The sequence below is a fragment of the Mycobacterium adipatum genome (genome assembly GCF_001644575.1).
GTDB classification, from domain to species: Bacteria; Actinomycetota; Actinomycetes; order Mycobacteriales; family Mycobacteriaceae; genus Mycobacterium; species Mycobacterium adipatum.
In genome coordinates this window covers 3,459,117-3,484,698 of record NZ_CP015596.1, presented here as the reverse complement: position 1 = coordinate 3,484,698, position 25,582 = coordinate 3,459,117, and the positions used below count along the sequence as shown (strand labels likewise).

Here is a 25,582-nt window from a genome sequence, read left to right as displayed (position 1 = left end):
AGCAGATGAGATCGCACACTCCCGCCCTGCTCGTGGGCGCCGCCGCCATGCTGGTACTGACCGCCTGCTCGGGCGGCGCCAGCACCACGGCCACCATGTCACCGCCCGCGGCAGAAGCTTCGTTCCCGCAGTCGGGCAAGTACATCGCCGATATGCCGGCCGCTGGTGGCAAGACCATGACCCTCGGTATCGCAGTCGACGGTGACCGGGTGGCGGCCTACGCCTGCAACGGTGTCGATGATGAGGCGTGGTTCTTCGGCGATCAGGCCGAGGGGCGTATCGACATCACCGGCAAGTTCCGCGACACGCTTTCCGCATCGGTCGACGGCACCGATGTGGTCGGCGATCTGACCATGAACGGCGTGGCATATCGGTTCACCGCCGCCCCGGTGTCCGCGCCGGCCGGGATGTACACCGGCGAGGTGCGCGGGGTGCGGGCCACCTGGGTGGTGCGTCCCGGCGACTCGGCCACCGGGGTGCAACACGATCCCGGTCCGGAACCTACGGTCGATGTGAAAGCCTTGAGCAGCAAGGAATTCCGTGATCGTATCCGCAATACCCGCAAGCTGGGACCGGCCTCGCCGATCCTATCGCTCGGGGAGGGGAAGGGCACCGCCGACATCAACGGTCAGGTGGTCACGCTGCAGGTCGTCGACGGCGACTTCCGGCTCTAGCACGACATCCGCACTCCGATGCCCGGTGGTGCCTGCGACTCGGCCAGGCAGCCGAATCCGTCGACGCCGTCGGCGCTCAACTGCACCGCGGAGCGCTCGGCGTAGTTGACGCACAGCACGGCATCGGCGTCGGCGCGGCAGCGGAAGTCGCCGAACGCGATCGACGAACCCGCCGGCAATGCGGCACCCTCGCCGTCGACGAAGGGTCCCGGATCTCCGTGCTGCGATCCGATTTCCACGCTGGAGCCGTCGAAATCGACCCAGTTGCCCTTCCACACGGTGAACACATCGGGGGGTCGGGGTGGCGGATTGGTGAGATCCACCAAGCACGACAGCATCGCGTCCCGGTACTTCGGTGTGCTGACGCAGCTGACGGTGTCGGTGCTGAAGGCGACGCCGCCGTCGAGCGCGGTGATTGCCCCGTCCCGGGACATGGACCCGAAATCCTCGGGGGCGGCCGGCGTGCCGGCCTCGACCCGGGAGATGACCTCATCGATCGCCGCGCCGGCGGCGATGGTTGGCGGCGAGGTCGCCGCGGAGGTGGTGGCGGGGGAGGGCGACGCACCGCTGGTAACGCTCGGCGCCGGCACGGTCAGCGGGGTGCGGGCCGTGGAGCTCTGCGAGTCCAGCGTCTGCGAACAGCCCGCCACCAGGGCAGACGCCACCATCAACAACACCAACCGCATCGATCAAGGGTAGCGGGGTGCGCTTCGACACGGCGAACGGCCGGATCTTCGCTAACGTCGGCGTCATGCACGAACACACCGTCCGGGTTCGTATCAGCACCGGGACCATCGAAGGATTCACCCGCAACGGGGTGCATCGATGGCGATCCATCCCCTACGCCAAGCCGCCGGTGGGCCCCCGGCGCTATCGCTTGCCGGTACCCGCCGACCCGTGGCCCGGGGTGCGCTACTGCCACGGGTTCACCTACTGCGCGCCCCAGCAGAAGATGTACACGCTGACCGGCGTCGGCAGATACCAGCCCATGAGCGAGGATTGCCTGACAATCAATGTGGTGGCGCCGGAGGAACCTGACACTGAAGGTCCGCTGCCGGTGATGTTCTTCATCCACGGCGGCGGCTACATCATGGGCAGTTCGGCGACGCCGGTCTATGACGGGGTGGCGCTGGCCCGGCGCGGTTGCGTCTACGTGTCGGTCAACTACCGGTTGGGTGCGCTGGGCTGCCTGGATCTGTCCTCGCTGTCCACCGCCGAGCACCCGATCGACGGCAACCTGTTCCTGGCCGACCTGGTGCTCGCGCTGCGCTGGGTGCGCGAGAACATCGCGGTGTTCGGCGGCGACCCGGATAACGTGACGATCTTCGGCGAGAGCGCCGGAGCGCACGCGGTGGCCACACTGATGGCCGTCCCCGCTGCCAAAGGTCTTTTCGCGCAGGCAATCTCACAGAGCCCCGCCTCGGGCATGGTGCGCACCGCGGAGGCCGCACCGATCTTCGCCGAGCAGTTCGCCGGGCTGCTCGGCGCTAGCGCCCGCGACGGCGCGGCGGCCGTGATGTCGGCCCGCCCCGCCGAATTGGTCACCGCGCTGGACAAACTGATCGCCCGTGGCGGGCGGGATATGCCAGGGGCGTTTCCGGCCGGTCCGACCAGCGGTACCGAACTGCTGCCGGAGGACCCGCTGCACGCCATGCGGACCGGCACCGCGCACCGGCTGCCGATGATCGTGGGCACCAACGCCGATGAGGGCAAACTGTTCACCCGGTTCATGCAGCTGCTACCGATGACCGAACAGACCATCGAGATGTTGTTGGCCGATGCCGACACCGCAACCCGCGACCGGATCGTCGGGGCGTATCCGGACTATCCCAGCAAACGGGCCTGTATCCGCCTGGGCGGGGACTTCGCATTCGGCACGGCCGCATGGGATATCGCCCAGGCGCACAGCATGCACGCCCCGACCCACTTCTACCGCTACGACTACGCCCCGCGTGTTCTGAGCTGGTCCGGTCTGGGCGCCACGCACGCCACCGAATTGCTGGCGGTGTTCGGCATCTACCGCACCCGACTCGGCGCGCTGCTCACCGCGGGCGGTGACCGCAGCTCGGCCAAGCGGGTCAGCCGGGAGATGCAGACCCGGTGGGGCGAGTTCAGCCGTATCGGCCACCCCGGCGAGGGCTGGCCGCGCTACGAGCAGAGCATGCGCGCCGTCCTGGTGTTCGACCGCCAGACCCGGTTGCACTACGACCCCGACGCGGATCGCAGGCGGGCCTGGGAGGGTTTCACGCTGGCTGCGCGGTAGCGGTTGGCGTGAACCGCATGCGACCCCGCGCCGTGTGTGGTTGTTTTGTCCGATGACACACCCGCTGGACCCGCTGGGCCCCCACGAATTCACCGCGGTCGCCGAGATCCTGGGTCGCGAACACGGTGTCGGGGAGGGTTGGCGATACGCCTCCATCGAGCTGGCGGAACCCGGTAAGCCCGAACTGGTGGCGTTCGAGCACGACGGGCCCGTCCCGCCGCGGCGGGCCGTCGTGGTGTGCTTCGAACGGGCGTCCAACGCCACCTACAAGGGTGTGGTGTCGCTGACCGACGGTGGCGTCGAGTCGTTCGAGCACGTGCCCGGGGTGCAGCCGAACTTCACCGTCGACGAGTTCGTCGAATGCGACCAGATGCTGCGCCGACATCCCGATTTCCTCGCCGCTCTGGCCGCGCGCGGCATCACCGATATCGACCGGGTGTTCGTCGACACCTGGACCTACGGGGACGCCGTGATCCCCGACGAGTTCCGCGGCCGCCGACTGGGCTGGTCGGACACCTGGCTCAAGGATGGGCCGGGGATGAACCCGTACGCACATCTGGTCAGCGGACTGCACTGCGTGATCGACCTCAACACCATGGAGCTACTGCGCGTCGAGGACACCGGCAGCGTCGAGATGCCCACGGTGATGGGCGAATACGCACCGCGGCACATCCCGGAACACATCCGTGCGTCGTCGCGCCGGGAACCGCTCAAGCCCTTGCACATCACCCAGCCGGAGGGGCCGTCGTTCACTCTGGACGGCAATCTGTTGCGCTGGCAGAACTGGTCGCTGCGGGTCGGCTTCAACTACCGCGAGGGCATGACGCTGCACACGGTGCGGTACCGCGACGGCGACCTCGACCGCTCCATCGCGCACCGGATGTCGTTCGCCGAGATGGTGGTGCCCTACCGCGACTCGTCGGTCGACCACTATCGGCGCACCGCGTTCGATATCGGGGAGTGGGGCCTGGGATTCATGACGCAGTCCTTGGAGCTGGGCTGCGACTGTCTCGGCGAGATCCGCTACCTCGATGCCGTGCTGCACAACAGCAAGGGCGAGCCCTACACCATCGCCAACGCGATCTGCATCCACGAGGAAGACGCGGCGGTGCTGTGGAAGCACGTCGATCACGACACCGGCGCCGAGGTGCGCCGGATCCGCAGGCTCACGCTGTCGTTCCACGTCACCGTCGCCAACTACGAATACCTGGTCTACTGGCGGCTCTACCAGGACGGCAACATCGAGTGCGAGGTGCGCGCGACCGGCATCATGGTCACCACGCCGCTGGCGGCCGGCCAGACGAACCCCAACGGCACCCTCGTCGACGAACGCACGTATGCCCCGTTCCACCAGCATTTCCTGGTGGCGCGGCTCGACCTGGACATCGACGGCACCGACAACACGGTGTTCATGTCGGAGTCCTACGCCGAGCCGACCGGCCCGGACAACCCGTACGGTCTGTCGCTGGTGACCCGCAATGTCGCGCTGCGCACCGAGGAGGAGGGCAAACAGGACGTCGACTTCTCCACCCAGCGCGCCTGGAAGGTGGTCAACACCAACGTCGTCAACGGCCTGGGCACCCACCCGTCCTACAAGCTGGTACCCGCCGGGGCATTGCCGGCGATGTTCGATGCGCAATCACCGGTGCTGCAGCGCGCCAACGTCATCGGCCACGCGCTGTGGGTGACACCGAATACCGCCGAGGAGCGCTGGCCGGCCGGGGAATTCGTCAACCAGTCGGTTGCTGACACGGGTCTCGGCGAATGGACCAAGGCCAACCGGCCGATCGAGAACACCGATGTGGTGCTTTGGTACGTGTTCGGCATTCACCACATCACCCGGCCCGAGGACTGGCCGGTGATGCCGGTGGACGTGGTGTCGTTCTGGCTGAAACCGTTCGGGTTCTTCGACCGCAACCCGGCCCTGGATGTGGCCGCCAGCCCGAAGGAATGCCATAAGAGTTGACACCTGTCATGTGTGATCGGCGCCACTGCTAGGTTCACATCGTGCCCAGTGAACTCATCGAGCGCCCCACCGATCTGACCGACGATTGGCTCACCACGGCGCTGGGCGCCGGCACGGTGACCGGACACCACTTCGAGCGCATCGGCACCGGCCAGATGAGCGAGTGCTACCGGGTCCATCTGCGCTACGCCGACGGCGATACCGGACCGGCGACGGTCGTGCTCAAGGTGGCTGCGGCCGATCCGAACAGCCGCCAGACCGGACTGGCGCTGGGCCTCTACGAGCGCGAGGTGCGGTTCTATGCGGAGATCGCGCCCACCCTGTCCGGGGGCGAGCGAAGCGACGGGGGGTCGGCAGCTCCCTTCGCGCCCTGCTTCCACCACGCCTATGACGCCGAGACCGGCGCCTTCGATCTGCTCCTTGGTGATGCCGCGCCCGCGGTGGTGGGCGATGAGATCAGCGGTGCCAGCACCGAACAGGCGTTCCTGGCGTTGACGCAACTGGCCCGGGTGCATGGCCCGCTGCTCGGCGATGCCGGACTCGAGGACGCCGACTGGCTGAACCGGGAGGCACCGGTCAGTCAGGCGCTGCTGGCCGGGCTGTGGGCAGGATTCGCCGACCGCTTCGGCGATCGGATCGCCCCGGAGCACCGACTGGTGTGCGAACGCCTGGTGGAGGCCTTCGACGGGTACCTGGCACAGGAGGCCGCCGCGCCGCAGGGGCTCGTGCACGGCGACTATCGGTTGGACAACATGCTGTTCGGCACGGAAGGCGCCCGACGGCCCCTGACCGTGGTGGACTGGCAGACCGTCACCCGTGGACCCGCGCTGACCGACGTCGCCTACTTCATCGGATGTGCGCTGCCCGACGAGATGCGCCGCGCGCACTATGACGCGTTGCTGAGCGCCTACCACGAGGCGCTCGGCGCGACGCCGCCACTGTCGCTCGAGGATGTCCGGGCGGGGGTGCGCCGGCAGAGTTTCTTCGGGGTGATGATGGCGATCGTGTCGTCGATGCTGGTCGCGCAGACCGAGCGGGGTGACGAAATGTTCATGACGATGCTGGCGCGCCACTGTGCCCACGTGCTGGACACCGATGCCCTGGCGGACCTGCCCGCCGCCGCGACGCCCGAACCGTTGACGCCCGACGCCGCGGACGAGGGACCCCACGCGCACACCGACGAGGCGCTGTGGAACGAGAGTTGGTACTTCGATTTCGTGGATGCCGCACAGGGTCTCGGCGGCTGGGTGCGCCTGGGCCTGATACCGAACCAGGACACCGCCTGGATCAACGCGTTGCTGTGCGGTCCCGGCATGCCGACGGTGGCCGTCAATGACCTGCACGCAGCGTTGCCCGCCGACCCCGCTCGGGTGCACACCGGGCGCATCGACCTCGAGTTGTCCGCCGCCGCGCCGCTGCAGCGCTACCGGGTGCGGCTGCGGGCCCGCGGCGAGGCCTACGACGACCCGGCCGGGCTGTTGCGCGGTGCGGCGGGACGGCCGGTCGAGGTCGGCCTGGACCTGGAATTCGTCTCGGTCGGCACGCCGTACCTGTACCGGATCACCCCGCGCTACGAGATCGCCTGCAGCGTGTCGGGCACCGCCACCATCGACGGTCGGCAGTACCCGCTGAACGGCGTCCCCGGACAGCGGGACCATTCCTGGGGTGTGCGGGACTGGTGGAGCATGGACTGGACGTGGAGCGCTCTGCACCTCGAGGACGGAACCCACCTGCACGGGGTGGACATCCGGATTCCCGGGATGGCGCCGATCGGCATCGGTTACTCCCAGCGGGCGGGTGAGGCACTGGTCGAGCTCGAATCGGTGTGCGCCCAGCACACTTTGGACGATGACGATCTGCCGTCCACGGCCACGCTGACGCTGCAACCGGGGGACACCGAGTTGACCGTCGACATGGTGGGACATGCGCCGGTGCTGCTCACCTCCGCGGACGGACGGGTCAGCCAATTCCCGCGCGCCTGGGCGACGGTCACGACCGCCGACGGTCGAAAGGGCGTCGGCTGGCTGGAGTTCAACCGCAACCTCTGATCCGACGCGTGCCAGACTGGCACGGGTGATGGTGCTCAAATCGATGGTGCTGTTCGCGCTGGCCGCGGTACTGGAGATCGGCGGCGCCTGGCTGGTGTGGCAGGGCGTCCGCGAGCATCGCGGCTGGGCCTTCGTCGGTGCGGGCGTGATCGCCTTGGGCGCCTACGGTTTCGTCGCCGCATTCCAACCCGACGCGAACTTCGGCAGGGTGCTGGCCGCCTACGGCGGGGTCTTCGTGGCCGGCTCGCTGCTCTGGGGCATGGTCGCCGACGGGTTCCGGCCGGACCGCTGGGACATCTCCGGTGCGCTGGTGTGCCTGCTCGGGGTGGGTCTCATCATGTACGCGCCGCGCTGAGATCCGCGCCTTTAGAGCCGGTCGTTGTCGAGATCGCCGCGATCCAGCCCCATCGGGGTCGCCGCCGGAACATCGCCCGCCGCAACCACCAGCCGGGTCAGCGGCGTGAGGGCGGCGAAGAGAGCGTCGAGCTCCGTGTCGTCGAGCGCGTCGAATGCCGCGAGCGCCAGCCGGTCGGTGCGCTCCTCGATCTCGGCCTTCAGTTGGGCGCCGGCAGCGGTGAGCGTCCCGGAGCTGTCGAGCAGACCGCGGTCGGCGAGCTCACCGACGTGGTGCTGCCATTGCTGCTCGTCGTAGTCGCGGCTGCGCATGATCATCTCCCGGGGCACCCGGTCGGCCGCGGCATGCAACACGTTGGACTGGCGACCGCTGATCCCCAACGCGGCGAGCACCGCGACGTGACCGTCACCGCGATGCTCGCGCATCAGGGTTGTCGCATGCCACAGTTGGGACAGCGGGTCCTGCGGCCACGCCAACGCGAGGTTCGCCGCGAACAGTGGCCGCCCCTCCATGGGGGCCTGACGCGCGGCGCGAGACAGCAGTGACGCAGCGGTCGCGACCCGATCGGGATCGGTGCACCCGTATCGGCGCAGCGCCGCCGTCGCGGATTCCTGGCGTATCTGCAGGACCGTTGCGGGAGCGGCGATCTCCCAGGCGGCCGGCAGCGCTTTGGCGACTCGTGCGGGAGCGAAGTTGTAGAACACCGCGGTCACGACTTCGGGAGACACCGGGCCCAGTGGCGCCGATCGGGCCGCGAAATAGCCCATCCAGAACCCGCGGTAACCGAGGTCGTCGAGGGCGGCTCGCGCTTCCGGCGCGAAATAGGTGACGGCGTGGACGGGCTCAAGCCGGTCGAACAGGCGACGGGCGATAGACGGTGCTCTGCTCACCTCGACAGTCAATCATCCGCCGCCGCATCGCCCGACGCGTCGTCGGCGACGGCCGCCTTCGCCTCGTCGATGATGGCGCGCATGGCCCGTTCGGCGCCCGCCTCATCGCGCAGCCGGACCGCTCGGGCCACCTCGTCGTGCAGGGCGATGGCGGCCGGGTTGGGCGCGGCAGGCATCATGCCGTGGTGGGTGCGCCCCGCCAGCACCTCGGCGACCACGGCGTTGAGTGCCCGGAACATCTCGTTGCCACTGGCTTCCAGCAGAGTGCGGTGAAAAACCTTGTCCGCCTGCAGATAGGACTCCAGGTCACCGGCGCGTCCGTGCACGACCATGTCGGATACCGCGGCCGCCATGATGCGGCACTGGTGCGGGTTCGCGCGCCGGGCCGCCAGCGCGGCGGCCGCGGGTTCGAACCCGCGGCGCAGTTCCGAGAGCGAGACCAGCTGGGCGGCCCGGTCACCGGATTCCAACCGCCACCGGATGAGCCGTGGGTCGAAAACATTCCAGTGTTCTGCCGGCTGGATGGTGATGCCCACCCGGCGACGGGAGGCCACCATGCCCATCGATTCCAGGACACGCACCGCCTCGCGCGCGACGCTGCGGGATACCTCGTGTTCCGCGCTGACCCGTTCCAGGTTTATGACACTCCCGGCCGGGTATGCGCCCGACACCACGGCGGTGCCCAGCGCGGTCAGCACGTTCTCGTGCAGCACGCTGACATTAGGCGTGTACCCCATCGATACATCCTGTCATAGCTGGGCTGGCCTGCATAAAAACCGATCTTTTCGTGATCTGCTTGCAATAGTCAGATTATTGATGCACGCTATGTGAGGTCTGACACATGGAGGTGGAGTGAGATGACGGCACCAATCGTGGTGATGGGTGTATCGGGGTCCGGTAAATCGACGGTGGGCGCCGCACTGGCGCAACGCCTGCGGATTCCGTTCGCCGACGCCGATGATTTCCACCCACCGGCGAACATCGCGAAGATGACGGCCGGAGAAGCGCTCGATGACGGGGACCGCCTTCCGTGGCTGGAGTCCATCGGCGAGTGGTTGGCCGAGCACTGCGCCACCGGCGGTGTGATGAGCTGTTCGGCGCTCAAACGTCGTTACCGCGAACAACTCCGCCGGCACTGTCCGGGCGTCCAGTTCCTCCATCTGAGCGGCACCCCGGAAATGATCGGGGCCCGCCAGGCGAGCCGGCCAGGCCATTTCATGCCGGCCTCGCTGTTGGCATCGCAATTCGACACTCTCGAACCGCTCGCGGACGACGAGGCCGGCGTGACCATCGACGTCGACCAGAGCATCGATTCCATCATCGACAACTACGTCACCCAAACCCGACTGGAGCTCGGATGAACACCCTGACTGTCCTGGCGGAGCCGCCGAAACTCGTCGAGCCCGTCGCGTCGACCCCGCACCTGATGCTCGCCTTCCTGGCCGGTATCGCGGTGATCATCGTGCTCATCACGGTGGTGAAACTGCATCCCTTCCTCGGCCTGATCTTCGGTGCACTCACCGTGGGGGTGGTGGCCGGCGAGGAATTCGCGACGGTGCTCACCTCGTTCGCCAACGGCTTCGGCAAGACCGCGGCCAGCGTCGGCATCCTGATAGCGCTGGGCGCGATGTTCGCCAAGCTGCTGGCGGACTCGGGCGGGGCCGATGAGATCGTGGACACCATCGTCGGGCACGCGTCGCCACGGATGTTGCCCTGGGCGATGGCTCTGGTCGGCGCGATCATCGGTCTGCCGATGTTCTTCGAGATCGGCCTGGTGCTGCTGATGCCGGTCATCTACCTGGTGGCGCGTCGCTCGGGGCTGTCGTTGATCACCATCGGGATCCCGGCGCTGGCAGGTCTTTCCGCGATGCACGGATTCGTGCCACCGCACCCGGGCCCGCTCGCCGCGATCGGGTACCTGGGTGCCGACCTGGGCGTCACGCTGGCACTCGGTGTCGCGGTGGCCATCCCGACGATCATCGTCGCGGGTCCACTGTTCGGGAAGCTCGCGGGCAAGTGGGTGGTGGTCGGCGCACCCGAGATCTTCGACGCGGATGCACTGCCCGAGGGGCAGCAGCGACGCCGACCGTCCTTCGGTATCACGCTCTTCAGCGTGCTGTTGCCGGTGGTCCTCATGTTGGGCAAGGCGCTCGTCGACATCTTCATCTCCGATGACGGGCAGTGGTTCCGGCAGATCTTCGACACCCTGGGCACCCCGCTCATCGCGCTCCTGATCGCCGTCATCGTCGGCATGGTGACGCTGGGCCGCGGCGGCGGGATGAGCCGCTCCGAGATCACCAAATGTGTCGAGTCAGGTCTGCCCCCGGTCGCCGGCATCATCCTCATCGTCGCCGCCGGTGGTGGCTTCAAAGAGGTTCTCGTCGATACCGGCATCGGCACCGCGCTCAAGAATCTTGCCGAGGGCACCAATATCTCGGTGATGCTGCTGGCCTGGGGCCTGGCGGTGGCCATCAGGCTGGCCACCGGGTCGGCCACCGTGGCCACCATCACGGCGTCGTCGCTGATGATCGGTTTGATCGAGGGCATGAGTTCGGGCGAGGTGTCGCTGGTGGTGCTGGCGGTCGGCGCCGGGTCGCTGTTCTTCTCGCACGTCAACGACGCCGGCTTCTGGCTGGTGAAGGAGTACTTCAAGCTCAGCGTCGGGCAGACGATCAAATCCTGGTCGATCATGGAGACCGTGCTGTCGGTCTCCGGTCTGATCGTGGTCTTGCTGCTCGACCTCTTCATCTGACACCCACACCGAAGTCCGGCGAATCCCACGGGATTCGCCGGACTTTCGGCAACCCGGAGTCAGCTCTTGAGCACCTGGGTGCCGCCGGCGAGCTCGTCGTGCTTGCCCTGCTTGGTCGGGCTGGCGTTGATGGTGACCGCGATGACGAGAATGGCGATGACACCGAGCAACCCGCCGACGAACGGGATGATCGGCAGCAGCGTGAACGCATTGCGCACGGCCGACTGCTGCACCGTCGGCTTGGCGGCGCCACCGGGACCGTTGACATGCAGGCCGAGCACCTTCTTGCCCGGCGTCCATCCCTGGGTTGTCTCGAAGGCCACGTAATAGATGAAGGTCAGGGCGCCGGTGAACAGACCGGTGACCCAGACGTTGGACAACGTGTCCGTGAAGAAGGCCAGCACGAACGCGACGATGCCGATGAGGATGCCGTCGATGATGCGGGCCAGCCAGCGCGGCAGGAGGCCGCCCGGTTGCCCGCCGGAAGCGATGTACGTGCCCGGTTGCTGATCGAATCCACCTGTGGTCATGCCTGCAGAACCTACTCGTCCCGGCGGTATCGGCAAGCGATAAAACCGGGCTGGATCTCAGCCTCGTCGGGTGACTGCGCGGTGAGTTCGGACTGCGGGACGGCGCTGCAGCCGGGCCCCGCCGGTCCGCCCCGGCTGCACGCTAGGGTGCCGACATGGCAACTGGGAGCAGTGACATCTGGGAGGTGCTGTCGACGGCGCGGACCATCCGGCGTTTCACGGACGAGCCCGTCGACGATGCGACGCTGGCCCGCTGTCTGGAAGCCGCCACCTGGGCCCCATCCGGAGCGAACGCGCAAGCCTGGCGGTTCGTCGTGCTGCGTTCCCCCGAGCAGCGCGCCGTCGTGGCCGAAGCCGCACGTCAGGCGCTGTCGGTGATCGAGCCGGTATACGGGATGAGCCGGCCGACCGATCAGGAGACCGACGTGACCGCCCGCAACAACCGGGCCACCTACGAGCTGCACGACCGGGCCGAGGAGTTCACCTCCGTACTCTTCGTGCAAAAGCGCTTTCCCACCGCGTCCGAATTGCTGCTGGGCGGTTCCATCTTCCCGGCCATGCAGAATTTCCTGCTCGCCGCCCGCGCACAAGGTCTGGGTGCCTGCCTGACCAGTTGGGCCTCCTACGGCGGTGAGGCCCTGCTGCGCGAGGCCGTCGGCGTCCCCGACGACTGGATGCTCGGCGGTCACATCGTCATCGGCTGGCCCAAGGGCAGGCACGGCCGGCTACGGCGCCGTCCGCTGACCCACGCGGTCAACCTGGACCACTGGGACGAACCTGCCGACGATCTGTTGGCCGGCCACCGCAGGTAGCCGCGGCGGGTGCGCTCACCAATAGGCCTGGCCGGCAACACATCATGTCCGCACCGCCGTGCCCACATCCGAACCCGCCTCCTACCCGGGTAGGACGGGGCGCCCACCCCCGGCATGATGGTCAGGACCGTCAGCCGGATCTACGATTGATCGATGCGCGCTGCCGTGCCCGAGTTCCTCCAAGCGCGTTTCGCGCGTCAGCGCGAGTTCAACGCTCTTGGCTGGAGCTGGATGTTCGTCATCACCACCGACACCGCCCTGGCGTTGATCGCGGTGATATCGACGCTGCAGCGCCCGCCCGCGGACTACCTGGTCGCGGTACCGGTGGGCATCGTGGTCGCGATGTGCCCGCTGATCGTGTTCTTCGCGGCCGGGGCATCGTTCAACCCGCTGCTGATCTGGGGCGCATGGTCGGGTGCCGCCGCCATCTTCCTGTTCGGGACGTCGACCCCGATCCCGTTCGACTTCGCTCCGCTGATCCTGGTGCTCATGGTCGGTGTGGTGACGGCGATGACGGCACTGCCCGGGGGGCTGGCGGCCACGGCCTCGGCGGCCGCCATCCTGGGGGCGGCGGCCGCCGCGCACCGACTCGAGGGGGTGTGGCTGTATCTGAGTGTGCTCGGCATGGGCTGGCTGGTGGGTTATCTGATCGGCATCCAGCAGCAGCTGATCGTCGCCCAGCGCGCGGCGCAGGAAGCGCTGGCCGAGCACGCCGCCGCCGATGAGCGCCGGCGGATCGCCCGTGAGGTGCATGATGTCATCGCGCACTCGCTGTCGGTGACACTGCTGCACCTCACCGGGGCTCGGCGCGCCCTGCAGGAGGACCGCGATATCGATGATGCGGTCGACGCGCTCGAGGACGCCGAGAAGCTGGGCCGGGAGGCGATGGCCGATATCCGGCGTACCGTCGGACTGCTCGACGTGGCGCCGATGAAGATCGCCCCGGAGCCCGGCATCGACGATATCGGCCGGCTCACCGACGATTTCGCCCGCGCGGGGCTCGCCGTCACGGTGCGGACCGAGGGCTCCACGGCGGGCATCTCCCCGACGGTGGGTCTGGCGATGTTTCGGATCGCCCAGGAGTCACTGGCCAATATCGCCAAGCACGCCCCCGAATCCCGCGCAACGGTCACGCTGGCGGTGACCGCGACGCGCGCCGAGCTCTCCGTGCTGAACGAGATGCCGGTGGCGGTGCCGGCCGGGAGTCGCGGCGCAGCCGACGGGCGTGGGGTGCGCGGCATGCGGCAACGTGTCGAATTGTTGGGCGGTGTCATCGATATCGGCCCGACCGGCACCGGTTGGGCCGTGCACGCCGCGGTGCCCCTCGGTGAATCCGGCACCGCTGCAGCCGGGTTCGGGTGCCGCGGATGACGGTGTCGGCCCGGGCAGAGCGCGGCGACGGGGGACTGGTCGATATCGCGGTCCTGCTCGTCGATGACCAGGACCTGGTGCGCTCCGGGTTGCGCCGGATCCTGCGCCGCAAGGACGGATTCGTGGTGGTGGCCGAATGCTCGGACGGTGACGAGGTTCTCGACGCGCTGGCCGAGCAGGCCGTCGACGTGGTGGTGATGGATCTGCGCATGAAGCGCGTCGACGGTATCGAGGCCACCCGGCGGCTGGCCGAGGCGGGCGGCCCCCCGGTGCTGGCATTGACGACCTTCAACGAGGACGATCTGCTGTCGGGGGTATTGCGCGCCGGCGCGGCCGGTTTCGTGCTCAAGGACTCCTCGGCCGAGGAACTGATCCGCGCGGTCCGTGCAGTCGCGCACGGTGACAGCTATCTGGACCCGGCGGTCACCTCCAGGGTCCTCAGCACGTACCGCAGATCGGCCGAAAGCCGCCCCGATGTGCAGGTCAGCGAGTTGACCGGGCGCGAACTGGATGTACTGACATTGATCGGCAAGGGGCACACCAACGCCGAGATCGCCGAGGCGTTGTTCATCTCCCGGGGTGACGGTGAAGAGCCACATCGGGCGCATCTTCGACAAGCTCCGGTTGCGTGACCGCGCCGCCGCCATCGTCTATGCCTACGACCACGGAATTGTCGCGCCCCAGTAGCGTCCATATCGCTCGAGGAGCGCGCCGCCGGGCCGGAATGGTCACTGTGCGACGATGCGCAGATGAGTGCGCGACCGTTCCATTTCACCCAGACCGAACACGACACGTTCGTGCCCAGCGGCTATGCCCAGAGCCACTGGGGTGCCGACCATCTGAACGGCCCCGCGCTGGTCGGGCTGGCGGCACGCGCCTTGGAGACGAGCTTCGGCGACCCGGAGTTCCTGCCGTCGCGGCTCACCGTCGATCTGTTCAAGGCGGCGCGTGGTGTTCCCACCCTCACCAAACTGGCCCTGGTGCGCGACGGCCGCCGGGTGCGCAACGCGGAATGCGAACTCGTCCAGGACGGCGTCACGGTGGTGCGGGCCACGCTGGTGCAATACCGGCTGTCGGAGCCGCCGCGCGGCACCGAATGGGTGTCCTCGACCGAGTTCGAGGCTCCGTCCGCGCGCGACGAGACCCGCGGCATCGGCATCGGCAGCGACGAGGCGGGCTGGAGCGGCGCCATCGCCGATCACCAGAACGCCTCGCGCAAGCGCTTCCTCACGCGCACCATTGACGTCGTCGACGGACATCGCAACACCCCTTTCGTGCGCGCCGTGGTGGCCGCCGAGGGCACCAGCCTGGTCACCAATCTCGGCACCGCCGGCGTCGGCTATATCAACGGCGACCTCACGGTGGCGCTGGCTCGGCTGCCGCGTGACGAGTGGATCGGCGTGCAGGCCGACTCGCACTGGGCCGTCGACGGGATCTCGGTGGGCAGCTCGACACTGTTCGACGGTTCGGGTGCCATCGGCACCGGGATGGTCACGGCCGTGAGCAACCCGGGCGCACAGATCGACTTCCGCAACGACCCGTTCCCTGATCGCACCCGCTGATTCCTGCCGCGGGCGAAAACTCGTGGACAGTGCGGCCACGGGCCCCGTTGAATGCGGGGGTGGCATCACAGCAGGCACGTAACGGCGCGTTCATGGCCGTGGCCGCGATGTGTTCGGTGCAGTTGGGCGCCGCCATCGCCGTGGGTTTGATCGACGATATCGGCTCCGTCGGCGCTGCCTGGTTGCGCCTGTTCTGGGCGGCCGTGCTGCTGGTGATCATCGTGCGACCACGTCCGTCGTCGTTCACCCGGCGGTCATTGCTGGCCGCCGTGCTGCTGGGTGTGGTCACCGCCGGTATCACCGTGCTGTTCATGATGGCGGTGGAGCGCATCCCGCTGGGCACGGCGAGCGCGCTCGAGTTTCTCGGACCGCTCGGCGTCGCGGTGCTGCACGGCAACGGGCGTGACAGGTTCATCTGGCCGGGGCTCGCGGCACTGGGCGTGGTGCTGCTCACCGAGCCGTGGGCCGGTGCGGTCGATCCGGTCGGCGTCGGCTTGGCCCTGGCGGCCGGACTGTGTTGGGGGGCCTACATTCTGCTGACCCAGCGTGTCGGCGACGAGATACATGGACTCGGCGGCCTTGCGGTGTCCATGCCGGTGGCGGCCCTCGTCGCGTCGATCGCAGCCGGACCCGCCGTGCTGGGGCAGATGACCCCGCAACTGTGGCTGGTCGGCATCGGGCTGGCGCTCCTGCTACCCGTCATCCCCTTTGTCCTCGAACTGCTGGCGCTGCGCCGGCTCACCGCCGCCGCGTTCGGGACGTTGATGAGCCTGGAGCCGGCATTTGCGATGGTGATGGGGTGGCTGATCCTGCATCAGATCCCGGCGCTGCTCGGGGTCATCGGCATCGCCGCCGTCGTCATCGCCGGTGTCGGCGCGGCCCGATCGGGCGACCGTCACCAGTCTCATGCCGCGGTGGATCTGGCGCGGGACGGTTAGCCTCGAGGAATGTCCAGCAGAATCTTCGACAGCCCGGCCGCCCGCGCGCTGAACCGAGCGGCGGTCAGCCTGACCCATCTGCCAGTGCTCGGTGACCTGGTTGGTCGCAGCCTGGTCGAGATCCGCTACACCGGGCGCAGATCCGGGCGCAGCTTCCAGACCCCGGTGAACTACCGGCTCGATGGCGACCGGGTCACCATCGCCGTGATGTCGCCGGAGGCCAAGAGCTGGTGGCGCAACTTCCTCGGTGACGGTGCACCCATCACGTTGCTCAACTTCCGCGGCAGCGACCGCACCGGCCATGCTGTCGCCACCCGCGATGAGCGCGGCCGGGTACGGGTGGTCGTCGATCTGACCTGATGTCAGATGACGACTTTTTTGCGCCGATACAGGGTGCCGGCAGCCAACAGCAGCAGGCTCACCACCAGAATCGCCGTCGCCAGCACGTTGATCTGCGGCGGCACCGCGGCTTTGACAGCCGCGTTCACGTACAGCGGGTAGGTGACGGTCGATCCGCTGACGAAATAGGTGACGATGAAGTCGTCGAGCGACAGCGCGAACGACAGCATGCCCGCCGCCACGATGCCCGGCACGATCAGTGGCAAGGTCACCTTGAAGAACGTCCGGGTCGGGCTGGCGCCCAGGTCCATCGACGCATCCTCCAGCGTCCAGTCGAATCCGCGCACCCGCGCCCGGACCGTCATGGCGATGAAGCTGACCTCGAAGGCGACGTGCGCAATCAGGATGGTGGTATAGCCTGCCGCCCAACCGAAATCCAGGAACAGCGTCAGCAGCGAGGCTCCCATCACGACCTCGGGCGCGGTCAACGGCAGGATCATGAACGTATCCACCGCCCGGTAGCCGCGGAAACGTTGGCGTACCAGGGCGATGGCCAGCAGCGTGCCCAGCACGAGTGCGATCAGGGTGGACACGAACGCGATGTTGATACTCAGTTTCAGCGCCTCGGTGAGCGCCGGGTACTTGAACGGGTCGGCCCAGTTGTCCAGGGTGAAGCCCTGCCAGGTGTAGTTGAACTTGCCCGCCGGATCGTTGAACGAGAACAACACGATCACAAAGATCGGCAGGAACAGGTACAGCAGTACCAGCCCGGCCACGATACGGAGCGAATAGTCGCCCCATTTCGGCCGAGCCCGAACCTTTTTCGGTGCGGTCGGCCGTTCCGAGAGGGCGGTCATACGAGGTCCTCCGTACCCAGCGCGCGGGTGTACATCAGCACCCCGGCCAGAATCAGACCCATCAGCCCCAGACTGAGCGCGGCGGCCGCAGGATAGTCCTTGACCACCAGGAACTGTTTCTGGATCACGTTGCCGATCATCGTGGTCTGGGTACTTCCCAGGTAGTCGGCATTGATGAAGTCGCCGACCGCCGGGATGAACACCAGCAGGCTTCCCGCCAGCAGACCCGGCAACGCCAGCGGAAAGATCACCTTCCGGAAACTGCGGGTGCCACCGGAATACAGGTCCCGCGACGCCTCCAGCAGGCGGGGATCGATCTTCTCCAGGCTGACGTACAGCGGCAGGATCATGAAGATGATCCAGTTGTAGGTCAGACCGCCGATCACCGCCCAACTCGTCGACAGCAATCGCCCCTCATCGGGGAGAAGCCCCACGCTGCCCAGTGCGCTGACCACCCACCCCTCATCGGCGAGGATCGTCTTCCAGGCGATGGTGCGGATCAGGAACGTCACGAAAAACGGCAGGATCACCAGGCCGAGGATCAGGTTCTTGAACCGGCCCGCCTTGAACGCGATCACATAGGCCAGCGGGAACGCCAGCAGCATGCACAGCACCGTGGCGACGCCCGCGTAGCCGAACGACCGCAGGATCGGGTCCTTGTACAGGGTGAACGCATCGGCGAAGTTCGCGAAGTTCCAGTCGAAGGTCAGTGTCGGTAGGTACACCGATCCGCCCGATGAGGACAACGAGGTCCGTGCCAGCGAAAAGAACGGCACCACGAAGAAGACCGCGAGGTACGCCAGGGCGGGCAAGATCATCAGGTAGGGCGCGATCTTGCTGCGCTGCCGGCCGCTGGTGGCGACTCCCGCCATTTATGCTCCCTGCATTCGCTGTGCCATCGGCCTAGCCGCCGGTGACTGCGGCGTACAGGGTGTTGAACTCGAGGGTCTGCTCATCGGTCAGCGCGGCCCACGACTTCAGCTTCGCCTGCATCTCGGCCGGCGGATTGATCAACGGGTTCTCCGCCGATGCCGGGTCGATCTTGGCAAGCTCGTCGGTCATGTCCGAGAGCGCCGGCACGTACTGGGTGAAGGCGACCAACTTCGCGTAGTTGGCCCGGTCGTAGACGTAGTCGATCCACGCCTCGGCGGCCTTCTGGTTCTGGGTGGTGTACGGGATCACCATGGTGTCGATGAACCAGTCGCCGCCGGACTCGGGGACGATGAACTGCAAATCGGGGTTGTCGGCCTGCAGCTGTACGACGTCACCGGAATAGGCTTGGGCAACAGCGATATTGCCGGCGGCGAGATCATCGGCGTAGTCGTTGCCGGTGAACCGCCGGATCTGGCCCTTGTCCTTCTGCTCGCGGACCAGGTCCACGGCCTTGGTGATGGATTCGGTCGTCGGGTTCTCCGGCGAGTTGCCCTGGGAGAGCATGATCATGCCGAGGCCGTCCTGGACGTCGGAGAACAGGCTGACCCGGCCCTTGAATGCGGGATCCCACAGATCGTCGATGGTGGTGATATCGCGTCCGGTGGCGGCCCTGTTGTAGGCCAGACCGACCATGCCGGTCATGTACGGAGCCGTGTACTTACGACCTTCGTCGACCTTCGAGTCCAACAGGTCCTGCCGCAGATTCTTGCGGTTGGGCACACCGGCCTCGCTGATCTCGTTGAGCCAGCCCAAACCCTTGACACGAGCGGCCATGAACTCGGTGGGGACCACCAGGTCCGCGCCGATGTCCTGCTTGCGCGACAGCGGCTCCTTGACCTTGGCGAACCACTGCTCGTTGTCGTTGTAGTCCTCTTTGTAGTCGACGGTGATCCCGGATGCCGTCTGGAACGCGGCGATGAAACCGTCGGCCATGTAGAGCGGCCAGTTGGATACGCGCAGGGTGCCGCTGGCCGGGCCGCCGGAATCCTGGGTGCTCGACGAACCGGAGGAGCTGCTGCTATCGGATCCACATGCGGCCAGGAAAGACGAGCCCAGGATCGCTGCCGCACCGGCGGCGGCGCTGCCGCCGAGGAACCGTCGCCGGCTGGTGCGGTTGGCAGCCAGGCGGGACAGCAGTCGGGGATCGATCTCGTTGGACATGCGATGCCTTTCGTGAGGGGAGCGGAGCGAACGCGTAGAGGTCAGGACTCGTCGAGCATTTCTTCGAGATCTTCGGTGGTGGGGATGTCGGCGGCCGGCAGCACCAGCGAGGCCTCGGGGGACCAGCTGACGTAGACCTCGTCACCCGGGCGCAGCAGCGGCAGGTTCTGTTCGGGTCCGACATGGGCGACCACCGTCGAGTCGTCCGGCGCCGCGACCGACAGCCGCACCACCGGACCCTGGAAGGTGAGGTCCCGCACGGTTGCCCGGACCACGGCGACATCACCGGTGGGCTGTTCGGTGGAGACCTGAACCCGCTCGGGGCGGATCATCAGTGTGGCCTGCCCGCCGGGCTCGATCGTGGTCTCGCCGGGCCGGGACTTCAGTGTGGTGCCGAGTACGTCGATCTCGACGAAATCCCGGTTGGCGCGGCCGGTCTGCCGACCGGCCCACAGATTGGCCTGCCCGATGAAGCCCGCGACGAACACCGTGGCCGGACGATCGTAGATATCGGCCGGGGTACCGATCTGCTCGACGTTGCCGGCGTTCATGACCGCGATGCGGTCACTCATCGTCAGCGCCTCTTCCTGGTCGTGGGTGACGTAGATGAAGGTGATGCCGACCTCGCGCTGGATGCGTTTGAGCTCGAACTGCATGGCGTGGCGCAGTTTCAGGTCCAGCGCCCCGAGCGGTTCGTCGAGAAGCAACGCGCTGGGGTAGTTGACCAGGGCGCGGGCCAGTGCGACGCGCTGCTGCTGGCCGCCGGAGAGCTGTCCGGGTTTGCGCTTGGCGAAGTCGGAGAGCTTGACGATCTCGATGATCTCGTCGACGCGGCGCTTGACCTCCCCTTTGCCTTTCGTCTTGTCGATCTTCATGCTGCGCGGGCCGTAGGCGATGTTGTCCCACACGGTCATGTGTGGGAACAGCGCGTAATGCTGGAAGACGGTGTTGACGTTGCGCTTGTGCGGGGGGACCTTCGACACGTCGACACCCTGCAGGCGGATCGCGCCCGCGGTCGGCGTCTCGAACCCGGCGATCATCCGCAGCGTGGTGGTCTTGCCGCAACCCGAGGGTCCCAGCATGGAGAAGAACTCGCCCGCGGCGATGGTGAAGTCGGCGTCGGCCACGGCGACGTAGTCGTCGAAACGTTTCACGACGTGGTCGATCTCGATGACGGGTTCGCCCTTGCGCAGGGTCGTCCCGTCATCGCCGACGGTCTGGTCGGCGGCGGTGGCATGTGTACCGGTCAGGGCGAAGCCTCCCTCGGGCAGTGCGGTGGTCGTGATCAACAATTGCCGATCACCAAGCCCTTCGCAAGCGATTCCGCAACGAATTTACATTTCGACAATGGAATCCATAGCTTGTTCCCGGCATCGGGGGCAGAATCCGCTGCGCCGATGTGGTGGCACGCACCACCATCGGAGGCGGGGGCCCGGGCGGACCGGGGCGACGTGATCGAATACTCCCATGACCAGCAGCGCGACAAGCAGCTCTCGGGCACTGAACTCGCCGACTTTCAGTGGAAAGTCTCCGAGCGGATCCGGTGACCTGTCCGTCGAGACCCACGGCATTGCGCCCGTCGCCGCGGATCGCCGCTACGGAACCCCCGGCCGGCTGTTCACCGTGTGGTTCGCGCCGCAGGTCAACATGACCGGCGTCTTCACCGGCACCCTGGCCATCCTGTTGGGCCTCGGCTTCTGGTTGGGGCTGTTGGCCATGGCGATCGGCACCGTGCTGGGCGGGTTGGTGGTGGCCTGGCTGTCCACCTGGGGCCCACGCACCGGCACCGCGCAGCTGCCGACGGCGAGAATGGCCTTCGGTCCCGGGGTGGCCCTGCCTGCCGCGCTGCAGTGGTTGTCCTCGATCGCCTGGGACGCTCTCGTCGGCCTCTTCGGCGGGCAGGCGCTGGCATTGTTGCTCGGCATCCCGTTCTGGGTCGCCGTGCTGATCGTGCTGGGCGTGCAGGGCGCGGTCGGATTCGTGGGCTATGAACTCATCCACCGGCTGCAGGCGGTACTGACGGTGGTGCTGTTCGCGACCTTCGTGGTGTTCGCGGTCAAACTCGTCGAGGGCCACGATGTCATCACCCCGGCGACGCTGAGCGGCGCCGACCTCGTGGGCGCGTTCGTGCTCGAGGTGACGATCGCACTCAGCCTGACGATCTCGTGGGCCAGCTATGCCGCGGACTTCAGCCGCTACCTGCCGGTCGATTCGTCGAAGGTTCGGGTGTTCGGCTACACCTTCGGCGGAATGGTCCTTGCGTACATTTTTGTGCAGGGCATCGGAATCGCCGGCGCCCAGGTCATCGGTGCGCACACCGCCGAGGGGGTGCGCGATGTGATGGGTGGGGGCGCGCTGGGTGCGCTGGCGCTGTTGATCATTGCGCTGGCCTCGGTGGGCTCGGGCGTCATGAACGACTACAGCGGTTCGCTTGCCCTTCAGACGTTGGGCGTGCGGCTGCGGCGGCCGGTGTCCGCGGTCGTGGTCACTGTTCTGGCGTTCTTCCTCATCCTCTGGCTGGACGGCGCCGACACCTCCACGCGGTTCCTCGATGTACTACTGCTGATCGGTTACTGGATCCCGGCCTTCGTGGCCATCATCGGCATCGACTGGGTGCTGCGCACCCGCGGTGCGGGGCCGCTCGTCGATGTGGCCGCTGCGATCACCGAACGCCGCCACGCCATGGCCGCGCTCGTGGTGTTCGTGGTGTCCTACGCCGCGGCGATGCCGTTCATGAACACCACGCTGATCAAGGGTCCGGTTGCCGTCGCATGGCATGGTGCCGACATCGCATACTTCGTGAACTTTTTTGTCGCGGCACTTCTTTACGGTGGCTACCGGCTTGTCACATCCCCCGGTCGCTCCGCTCCTGCCCGCCGAGTCACCGCACCGTCGCGAAAAACGCCCTGACATCTTCGACGAGCAGTTCGGGTTGTTCGAACGCGGCGAAGTGACCCCCGCGCGGCATGGTGGTCCACCGAGTGATGTTGTAGTGCGGTTCGCACCACGACCGTGGCGAGCGCAGGATCTCCTTGGGGAAATCGGCGACACCGGTGGGCAATGACACCGGTGCACGCTGACCGAACGCCGCAAAGCTCTCCCAGTACAGCCGCGCCGACGACGCCCCGGCCCCGGTCAGCCAGTACAGCATCACGTTGTCCAGGAGTTCGTCGCGGCTGAACACGTTCTCCGGGTGCCCGTCACAGTCACTCCAGGACCAGAACTTCTCGACGATCCACGCCAGCTGGGCCACCGGCGAATCGACCAGTCCGTAGCCCAGCGTCTGCGGCCGAGTGGACTGTTGCTTGGAGTAACCCGATTCCCATTTCCGATAGTGCTTCATCGCCGCGAAGGCCCGCTGGTCGTCATCGGTGGGGTTCTGCAGGCTCTCGGCAGTAGGTTGCCCGATCGGCATATTGGTGTGAATTGCGGCGCAGCCGTAGCCGTTTCGTCCGATCTGGGTGGTGACGGCCGCACCCCAGTCACCGCCCTGGGCGCCGTAACGCTGGTAGCCCAACCGTCCCATCAGGGTGTCCCAGGCCGTGGCGATCCGCTCGATGCCCCACCCGGTGCGAGCAGGCTTGCCGGAGAAGCCGTAGCCCGGCAGCGACGGGCAGACCACATGGAACGCATCCTCGGCGCGCCCACCGTGTGCGGTGGGATCGGTCAACGGGCCGATGATCTTGGCGAACTCCACGATCGATCCCGGCCAGCCGTGAGTGATGATCAAGGGGAACGCGCCCTCGTGTGGGGATCGCTGGTGAATGAAATGGATGTCCAGGTCGTCTATCTCGGTGACGAAGTGGGGGAAACGATTTAGCCCCTCTTCCCGCGCGCGCCAGTCGTAGCCGTCGGCCCAATAGGCGGCGAGCTCCTGCGTGTAGGCCAGCGGGATGCCTTGGCTCCAGTCGTCGACGCATTCGGGCTCGGGCCAACGGGTGTGGGCCAGCCTGCGCTTGAGGTCGTCCACCTGATCGGCGGTCGCGGCGATGCGGAAGGGCACAATCATGGTGACCATCGTGGCACGTGCACATCGGTCGGCTCGGAACGCCCGCGCAGGGTCACCGCACCGTGTCGGTCCCAGTGTTCCCTCTCGGCGCCGGCCCGCTGCACCGCGGCACCCGAACACGCGATGCGCCCCGCGAGGGTCTTGGCCAGGTCGGCCAGCCGCGCCGCTTCATTGACCGGGTCGCCGATCACCGTGTATTCGTAGCGGTTCTCGGCGCCGATATTGCCCGCGAACACCGGCCCCGCCGAGACACCGATGCCGTAATCCAGTTCCTGGCGCCCGAGGGCGGCGCCCAGGGTGCGGGCCGCCGCCAGCGCGGACGCGGCCGCCGCCTCCGAGACGATCGGCGCGCCGAATACCGCCAGCGCGGCGTCACCTTGGAACTTGTTGATCATCCCGTTGTGCGCATCGACGGCCGCCACCACGATGCGGAAGAAATCGTTGAATACGTCGGCGACGTCGGCGGGAGACCGGGTCAACGCCAACCCAGTGGACGCCGTGACATCGACGAACAGCACCGCCACCTCGCGCACCTCGCCCGACAGCACGTCGTCGGTGACGACGCCGGTCTCGATGGCCATGCTCACCACGTCGGGTCCGACGTGGCGGCCGAACAGGTCGCGCAGCCGGTCGCGTTCCTGCAGGCCCGTCACCATACGGTTGAATCCGCTTTGCAGGCGGCCGATTTCGGAGCGCTCGTACACGTCGACCTGGTGGCCTATCCGGCCCTGCTCGACATCGGCCATCGCATCGATGATCTCGCGCAACGGATCGGAGATGGAGATGGAAACCAACATCAGGGTGCGCAAACCGAGGAACACCGATACCAGGGAGAGCAGCACCACCGGAACGTCGACCGAGGCCGTTTGCGGGATCAGCCAGCCGTTGGCCCGGAACACGACCATGAGCGCGATGGTGAGGCTCGGCAAGGCGGTGGTGAGCGTCCACATCAGAATTAGTCGTGCCTGCACACCCGGGGCGGTCACGCGGCCCTCGAAATCCCGTGACGCCGCGGCCACCAGGGGACGGGTGACGCGCTGCGTGAACAGCAGGCTGCTGCTGGCGGTGGAGATGCCACCGAAGAGCACCGACACCTCGATCAGCAGCACCGGAATCCAGCCGGTCACACCATTGGTGATGATGAAGATCGTCCCGCTGAGCAACCAGATCGCCATCAGCAGGACGGACTGGCGCCGGATGATGTTGATCGTCGCCCGGCGCTGGCGGGCATCGGGCTCGACTCCGGCGTCGAACCACCGCAGCGAGGGCGCAATGATGCGGTATCCGCCGATCGCGGCGAGCACCGTGCCCGCCAGGACCACCACCAGCAACGCTCCCAGGTCGGCCTTGGGGAGCAGCGACTCCGCGGCCGTGCGGTTCTGGCTGCCCAGCGACACCAGGACGATCACCACCTCGGCCGAGGTGAGCAGGTGGGCGAAGACGAGGCCGGCCGTGAAGCGGGCCGCTCTAGTGAGCGACATCGGTGTAGACCGCGGTGTAGCCGTCGGCCGAGAAGGTAAATCCCTTGCCGCTGGATTCGCTGCCGCAGGACACTCCGGTCGCTTCCTGGACATTGCACCGGAATCCGGCGACCTGCAGCACCGTGCCGAACGGCAGGGTGACGATCGGGGTGTCGGTGTCGGTGTCGGAGTCGGTGCCTGTCGCGTTTTCGTCGGCGGCGATCGCGACGAACCGCACATCGGATACCCGGTCGATGAGGATCGTGTCGGGCGTCCTCGGTTCCCCGTCGGGTCCCGGCACCGATGTCGGCGCCCCGCTGATGGGCAACCGCGACGCTGTCACGGCCCGGCAGCCCGCCGAGGCGTGCGGCACGATCTCGCACTGCCAGCGCCCGCTCGGGGTGACGAAGCGGTACACCTTCGGTGTCTCGGCCGGTAAGTAGAACTCCGAGGCATCGGCCAGCTGCTCATTGGTGCGGTGCTCCGGCAACCCCGGTGGGGGTGAGGAGGTTTCGACAGGTGTCCACGGTTCGCCGGTGTTGACGACCGTGGGGGAGCCGCAGCCGGCCGCCAGCAGAACCAGGCAACCGGCACCGAGAATGAACCGGGCCGCACGATCGATGGGACGGGCCATCGGGTCAGCGTAATCGAGGGTGCGGTCC

The 25,582-nt window shown here is 67.2% G+C and carries 24 protein-coding genes and 1 pseudogene; 14 read left to right on the top strand and 11 right to left on the bottom strand.

Features of this window, described 5'->3' with window-relative positions; translation table 11 throughout:
- Nucleotides 1-5 precede the first annotated feature (5 nt).
- Nucleotides 6-674 (top strand): hypothetical protein, encoded by a 669-nt coding sequence (locus tag A7U43_RS16515; RefSeq protein ID WP_067997339.1) that lies wholly within the window; start codon nt 6-8, stop codon nt 672-674.
- Here A7U43_RS16515 and A7U43_RS16510 read toward each other — a convergent pair.
- Nucleotides 671-1,360 carry an RAD23 family protein gene (locus A7U43_RS16510; RefSeq protein WP_067997335.1) on the bottom strand — a complete coding sequence of 230 codons (690 nt, stop codon included), beginning with the start codon at nt 1,358-1,360 and terminating at the stop codon, nt 671-673. The two genes, A7U43_RS16515 and A7U43_RS16510, sit on opposite strands and share 4 nt — an antisense overlap.
- Before the next feature lie 65 nt (nt 1,361-1,425).
- On the opposite strand from A7U43_RS16510, the gene A7U43_RS16505 reads away from it, so the two are divergent.
- The 4 genes from A7U43_RS16505 to A7U43_RS16490 are packed head-to-tail and all read left to right on the top strand — an operon-like array spanning nt 1,426 to nt 7,306.
- Nucleotides 1,426-2,937: a carboxylesterase/lipase family protein gene (locus A7U43_RS16505; RefSeq protein ID WP_068002898.1), complete on the top strand. Its 1,512-nt coding sequence runs from the start codon at nt 1,426-1,428 to the stop codon at nt 2,935-2,937.
- 52 nt (nt 2,938-2,989) lie between these two features.
- Entirely contained in the window at nt 2,990-4,903 is a 1,914-nt protein-coding gene (locus A7U43_RS16500; protein ID WP_067997332.1) for a primary-amine oxidase, read from the top strand.
- A 41-nt stretch (nt 4,904-4,944) separates the two neighbouring features.
- On the top strand, nt 4,945-6,951 hold the full coding sequence (locus A7U43_RS16495) for a DUF7064 domain-containing protein (protein ID WP_067997328.1): 2,007 nt from the start codon (nt 4,945-4,947) through the stop codon (nt 6,949-6,951).
- 28 nt (nt 6,952-6,979) lie between these two features.
- Nucleotides 6,980-7,306 carry a YnfA family protein gene (locus A7U43_RS16490; RefSeq protein WP_067997326.1) on the top strand — a complete coding sequence of 109 codons (327 nt, stop codon included), beginning with the start codon at nt 6,980-6,982 and terminating at the stop codon, nt 7,304-7,306.
- An 11-nt stretch (nt 7,307-7,317) separates the two neighbouring features.
- On the opposite strand, the gene A7U43_RS16485 is transcribed toward A7U43_RS16490, so the two are convergent.
- Nucleotides 7,318-8,196 (bottom strand): SCO6745 family protein, encoded by an 879-nt coding sequence (locus A7U43_RS16485; protein WP_067997325.1) that lies wholly within the window; start codon nt 8,194-8,196, stop codon nt 7,318-7,320.
- Between the two features lie 8 nt (nt 8,197-8,204).
- Nucleotides 8,205-8,933: a FadR/GntR family transcriptional regulator gene (locus A7U43_RS16480; protein WP_067997324.1), complete on the bottom strand. Its 729-nt coding sequence runs from the start codon at nt 8,931-8,933 to the stop codon at nt 8,205-8,207.
- A 120-nt stretch (nt 8,934-9,053) separates the two neighbouring features.
- Between A7U43_RS16480 and A7U43_RS16475 the strand changes: the two genes are divergently transcribed.
- Both A7U43_RS16475 and A7U43_RS16470 read left to right on the top strand, forming a co-directional pair.
- Nucleotides 9,054-9,557: a gluconokinase gene (locus tag A7U43_RS16475; protein ID WP_082902175.1), complete on the top strand. Its 504-nt coding sequence runs from the start codon at nt 9,054-9,056 to the stop codon at nt 9,555-9,557.
- Nucleotides 9,554-10,948, top strand: a complete 1,395-nt coding sequence (locus A7U43_RS16470; RefSeq protein WP_067997318.1) for a GntP family permease — start codon at nt 9,554-9,556, stop codon at nt 10,946-10,948. The genes A7U43_RS16475 and A7U43_RS16470 overlap by 4 nt, the downstream gene beginning before the upstream one ends.
- Nucleotides 10,949-11,007: 59 nt before the next feature.
- Here the strand turns inward: A7U43_RS16470 and A7U43_RS16465 are convergent, their stop codons facing one another.
- Nucleotides 11,008-11,478 carry an RDD family protein gene (locus A7U43_RS16465; RefSeq protein WP_067997316.1) on the bottom strand — a complete coding sequence of 157 codons (471 nt, stop codon included), beginning with the start codon at nt 11,476-11,478 and terminating at the stop codon, nt 11,008-11,010.
- Nucleotides 11,479-11,633: 155 nt separating this feature from the next.
- Here A7U43_RS16465 and A7U43_RS16460 point away from each other — a divergent pair, with 155 nt between their 5' ends.
- The 6 genes and pseudogenes from A7U43_RS16460 (at nt 11,634) to A7U43_RS16435 (ending at nt 16,521) form a co-directional block, all read left to right on the top strand.
- Nucleotides 11,634-12,290, top strand: coding sequence for a nitroreductase family protein (locus tag A7U43_RS16460; protein ID WP_067997314.1), 657 nt, complete (start codon nt 11,634-11,636; stop codon nt 12,288-12,290).
- Between the two features lie 153 nt (nt 12,291-12,443).
- Nucleotides 12,444-13,661, top strand: a complete 1,218-nt coding sequence (locus tag A7U43_RS16455; RefSeq protein WP_067997310.1) for a sensor histidine kinase — start codon at nt 12,444-12,446, stop codon at nt 13,659-13,661.
- Nucleotides 13,658-14,348, top strand: a pseudogene (locus tag A7U43_RS16450) (response regulator transcription factor). Before A7U43_RS16455 ends, A7U43_RS16450 begins: the two are co-directional and overlap by 4 nt.
- A 62-nt stretch (nt 14,349-14,410) precedes the next feature.
- Nucleotides 14,411-15,223 (top strand): acyl-CoA thioesterase domain-containing protein, encoded by an 813-nt coding sequence (locus tag A7U43_RS16445; RefSeq protein WP_067997308.1) that lies wholly within the window; start codon nt 14,411-14,413, stop codon nt 15,221-15,223.
- Nucleotides 15,224-15,282: 59 nt separating this feature from the next.
- Entirely contained in the window at nt 15,283-16,161 is an 879-nt protein-coding gene (locus A7U43_RS16440) for an EamA family transporter (RefSeq protein ID WP_067997305.1), read from the top strand.
- 9 nt (nt 16,162-16,170) lie between these two features.
- A complete protein-coding gene (locus A7U43_RS16435; protein WP_067997301.1) occupies nt 16,171-16,521 on the top strand; it encodes a PNPOx family protein in 351 nt (116 codons plus the stop codon).
- A gap of 2 nt (nt 16,522-16,523) precedes the next feature.
- On the opposite strand, the gene A7U43_RS16430 is transcribed toward A7U43_RS16435, so the two are convergent.
- The 4 genes from A7U43_RS16430 to A7U43_RS16415 are packed head-to-tail and all read right to left on the bottom strand — an operon-like array spanning nt 16,524 to nt 20,533.
- Entirely contained in the window at nt 16,524-17,357 is an 834-nt protein-coding gene (locus A7U43_RS16430; protein ID WP_067997298.1) for an ABC transporter permease, read from the bottom strand.
- The gene (locus tag A7U43_RS16425) at nt 17,354-18,229 is read right to left on the bottom strand and encodes an ABC transporter permease (protein WP_067997296.1); all 876 of its coding nucleotides are present in this window, start codon (nt 18,227-18,229) and stop codon (nt 17,354-17,356) included. The genes A7U43_RS16430 and A7U43_RS16425 overlap by 4 nt, the downstream gene beginning before the upstream one ends.
- Before the next feature lie 31 nt (nt 18,230-18,260).
- Nucleotides 18,261-19,451 carry a polyamine ABC transporter substrate-binding protein gene (locus A7U43_RS16420; protein ID WP_067997293.1) on the bottom strand — a complete coding sequence of 397 codons (1,191 nt, stop codon included), beginning with the start codon at nt 19,449-19,451 and terminating at the stop codon, nt 18,261-18,263.
- A 41-nt stretch (nt 19,452-19,492) separates the two neighbouring features.
- Nucleotides 19,493-20,533, bottom strand: coding sequence for an ABC transporter ATP-binding protein (locus A7U43_RS16415; RefSeq protein ID WP_231963693.1), 1,041 nt, complete (start codon nt 20,531-20,533; stop codon nt 19,493-19,495).
- Between the two features lie 385 nt (nt 20,534-20,918).
- Here A7U43_RS16415 and A7U43_RS16410 point away from each other — a divergent pair, with 385 nt between their 5' ends.
- The gene (locus A7U43_RS16410; protein WP_067997291.1) at nt 20,919-22,361 is read left to right on the top strand and encodes a purine-cytosine permease family protein; all 1,443 of its coding nucleotides are present in this window, start codon (nt 20,919-20,921) and stop codon (nt 22,359-22,361) included.
- Here A7U43_RS16410 and A7U43_RS16405 read toward each other — a convergent pair.
- Genes A7U43_RS16405 through A7U43_RS16395 form a run of 3 tightly spaced genes read right to left on the bottom strand, consistent with a single transcriptional unit; the run spans nt 22,333 to nt 25,554 of the window.
- Nucleotides 22,333-23,457 carry an epoxide hydrolase family protein gene (locus tag A7U43_RS16405; RefSeq protein WP_068002892.1) on the bottom strand — a complete coding sequence of 375 codons (1,125 nt, stop codon included), beginning with the start codon at nt 23,455-23,457 and terminating at the stop codon, nt 22,333-22,335. The two genes, A7U43_RS16410 and A7U43_RS16405, sit on opposite strands and share 29 nt — an antisense overlap.
- Entirely contained in the window at nt 23,457-24,941 is a 1,485-nt protein-coding gene (locus A7U43_RS16400; protein WP_067997287.1) for an adenylate/guanylate cyclase domain-containing protein, read from the bottom strand. The genes A7U43_RS16405 and A7U43_RS16400 overlap by 1 nt, the downstream gene beginning before the upstream one ends.
- Nucleotides 24,928-25,554, bottom strand: a complete 627-nt coding sequence (locus A7U43_RS16395) for a hypothetical protein (protein ID WP_067997286.1) — start codon at nt 25,552-25,554, stop codon at nt 24,928-24,930. Before A7U43_RS16395 ends, A7U43_RS16400 begins: the two co-directional genes overlap by 14 nt.
- Nucleotides 25,555-25,582 lie beyond the last annotated feature (28 nt).

Bases quoted from the DNA above. Each gene is read 5' to 3' on its own strand.
- A7U43_RS16425 (WP_067997296.1), bottom strand. From the start codon at position 18,229: ATGGCGGGAGTCGCCACCAGCGGCCGGCAGCGCAGCAAGATCGCGCCC.
- A7U43_RS16515 (WP_067997339.1), top strand. From the start codon at position 6: ATGAGATCGCACACTCCCGCCCTGCTCGTGGGCGCCGCCGCCATGCTG.
- A7U43_RS16420 (WP_067997293.1), bottom strand. From the start codon at position 19,451: ATGTCCAACGAGATCGATCCCCGACTGCTGTCCCGCCTGGCTGCCAAC.
- A7U43_RS16445 (WP_067997308.1), top strand. From the start codon at position 14,411: ATGAGTGCGCGACCGTTCCATTTCACCCAGACCGAACACGACACGTTC.
- A7U43_RS16490 (WP_067997326.1), top strand. From the start codon at position 6,980: ATGGTGCTCAAATCGATGGTGCTGTTCGCGCTGGCCGCGGTACTGGAG.
- A7U43_RS16470 (WP_067997318.1), top strand. From the start codon at position 9,554: ATGAACACCCTGACTGTCCTGGCGGAGCCGCCGAAACTCGTCGAGCCC.
- A7U43_RS16430 (WP_067997298.1), bottom strand. From the start codon at position 17,357: ATGACCGCCCTCTCGGAACGGCCGACCGCACCGAAAAAGGTTCGGGCT.
- A7U43_RS16415 (WP_231963693.1), bottom strand. From the start codon at position 20,533: ATGCTGGGACCCTCGGGTTGCGGCAAGACCACCACGCTGCGGATGATC.
- A7U43_RS16475 (WP_082902175.1), top strand. From the start codon at position 9,054: ATGACGGCACCAATCGTGGTGATGGGTGTATCGGGGTCCGGTAAATCG.
- A7U43_RS16500 (WP_067997332.1), top strand. From the start codon at position 2,990: ATGACACACCCGCTGGACCCGCTGGGCCCCCACGAATTCACCGCGGTC.
- A7U43_RS16505 (WP_068002898.1), top strand. From the start codon at position 1,426: ATGCACGAACACACCGTCCGGGTTCGTATCAGCACCGGGACCATCGAA.
- A7U43_RS16410 (WP_067997291.1), top strand. From the start codon at position 20,919: ATGACCAGCAGCGCGACAAGCAGCTCTCGGGCACTGAACTCGCCGACT.
- A7U43_RS16460 (WP_067997314.1), top strand. From the start codon at position 11,634: ATGGCAACTGGGAGCAGTGACATCTGGGAGGTGCTGTCGACGGCGCGG.
- A7U43_RS16435 (WP_067997301.1), top strand. From the start codon at position 16,171: ATGTCCAGCAGAATCTTCGACAGCCCGGCCGCCCGCGCGCTGAACCGA.
- A7U43_RS16455 (WP_067997310.1), top strand. From the start codon at position 12,444: ATGCGCGCTGCCGTGCCCGAGTTCCTCCAAGCGCGTTTCGCGCGTCAG.
- A7U43_RS16465 (WP_067997316.1), bottom strand. From the start codon at position 11,478: ATGACCACAGGTGGATTCGATCAGCAACCGGGCACGTACATCGCTTCC.
- A7U43_RS16395 (WP_067997286.1), bottom strand. From the start codon at position 25,554: ATGGCCCGTCCCATCGATCGTGCGGCCCGGTTCATTCTCGGTGCCGGT.
- A7U43_RS16400 (WP_067997287.1), bottom strand. From the start codon at position 24,941: ATGTCGCTCACTAGAGCGGCCCGCTTCACGGCCGGCCTCGTCTTCGCC.
- A7U43_RS16510 (WP_067997335.1), bottom strand. From the start codon at position 1,360: ATGCGGTTGGTGTTGTTGATGGTGGCGTCTGCCCTGGTGGCGGGCTGT.
- A7U43_RS16480 (WP_067997324.1), bottom strand. From the start codon at position 8,933: ATGGGGTACACGCCTAATGTCAGCGTGCTGCACGAGAACGTGCTGACC.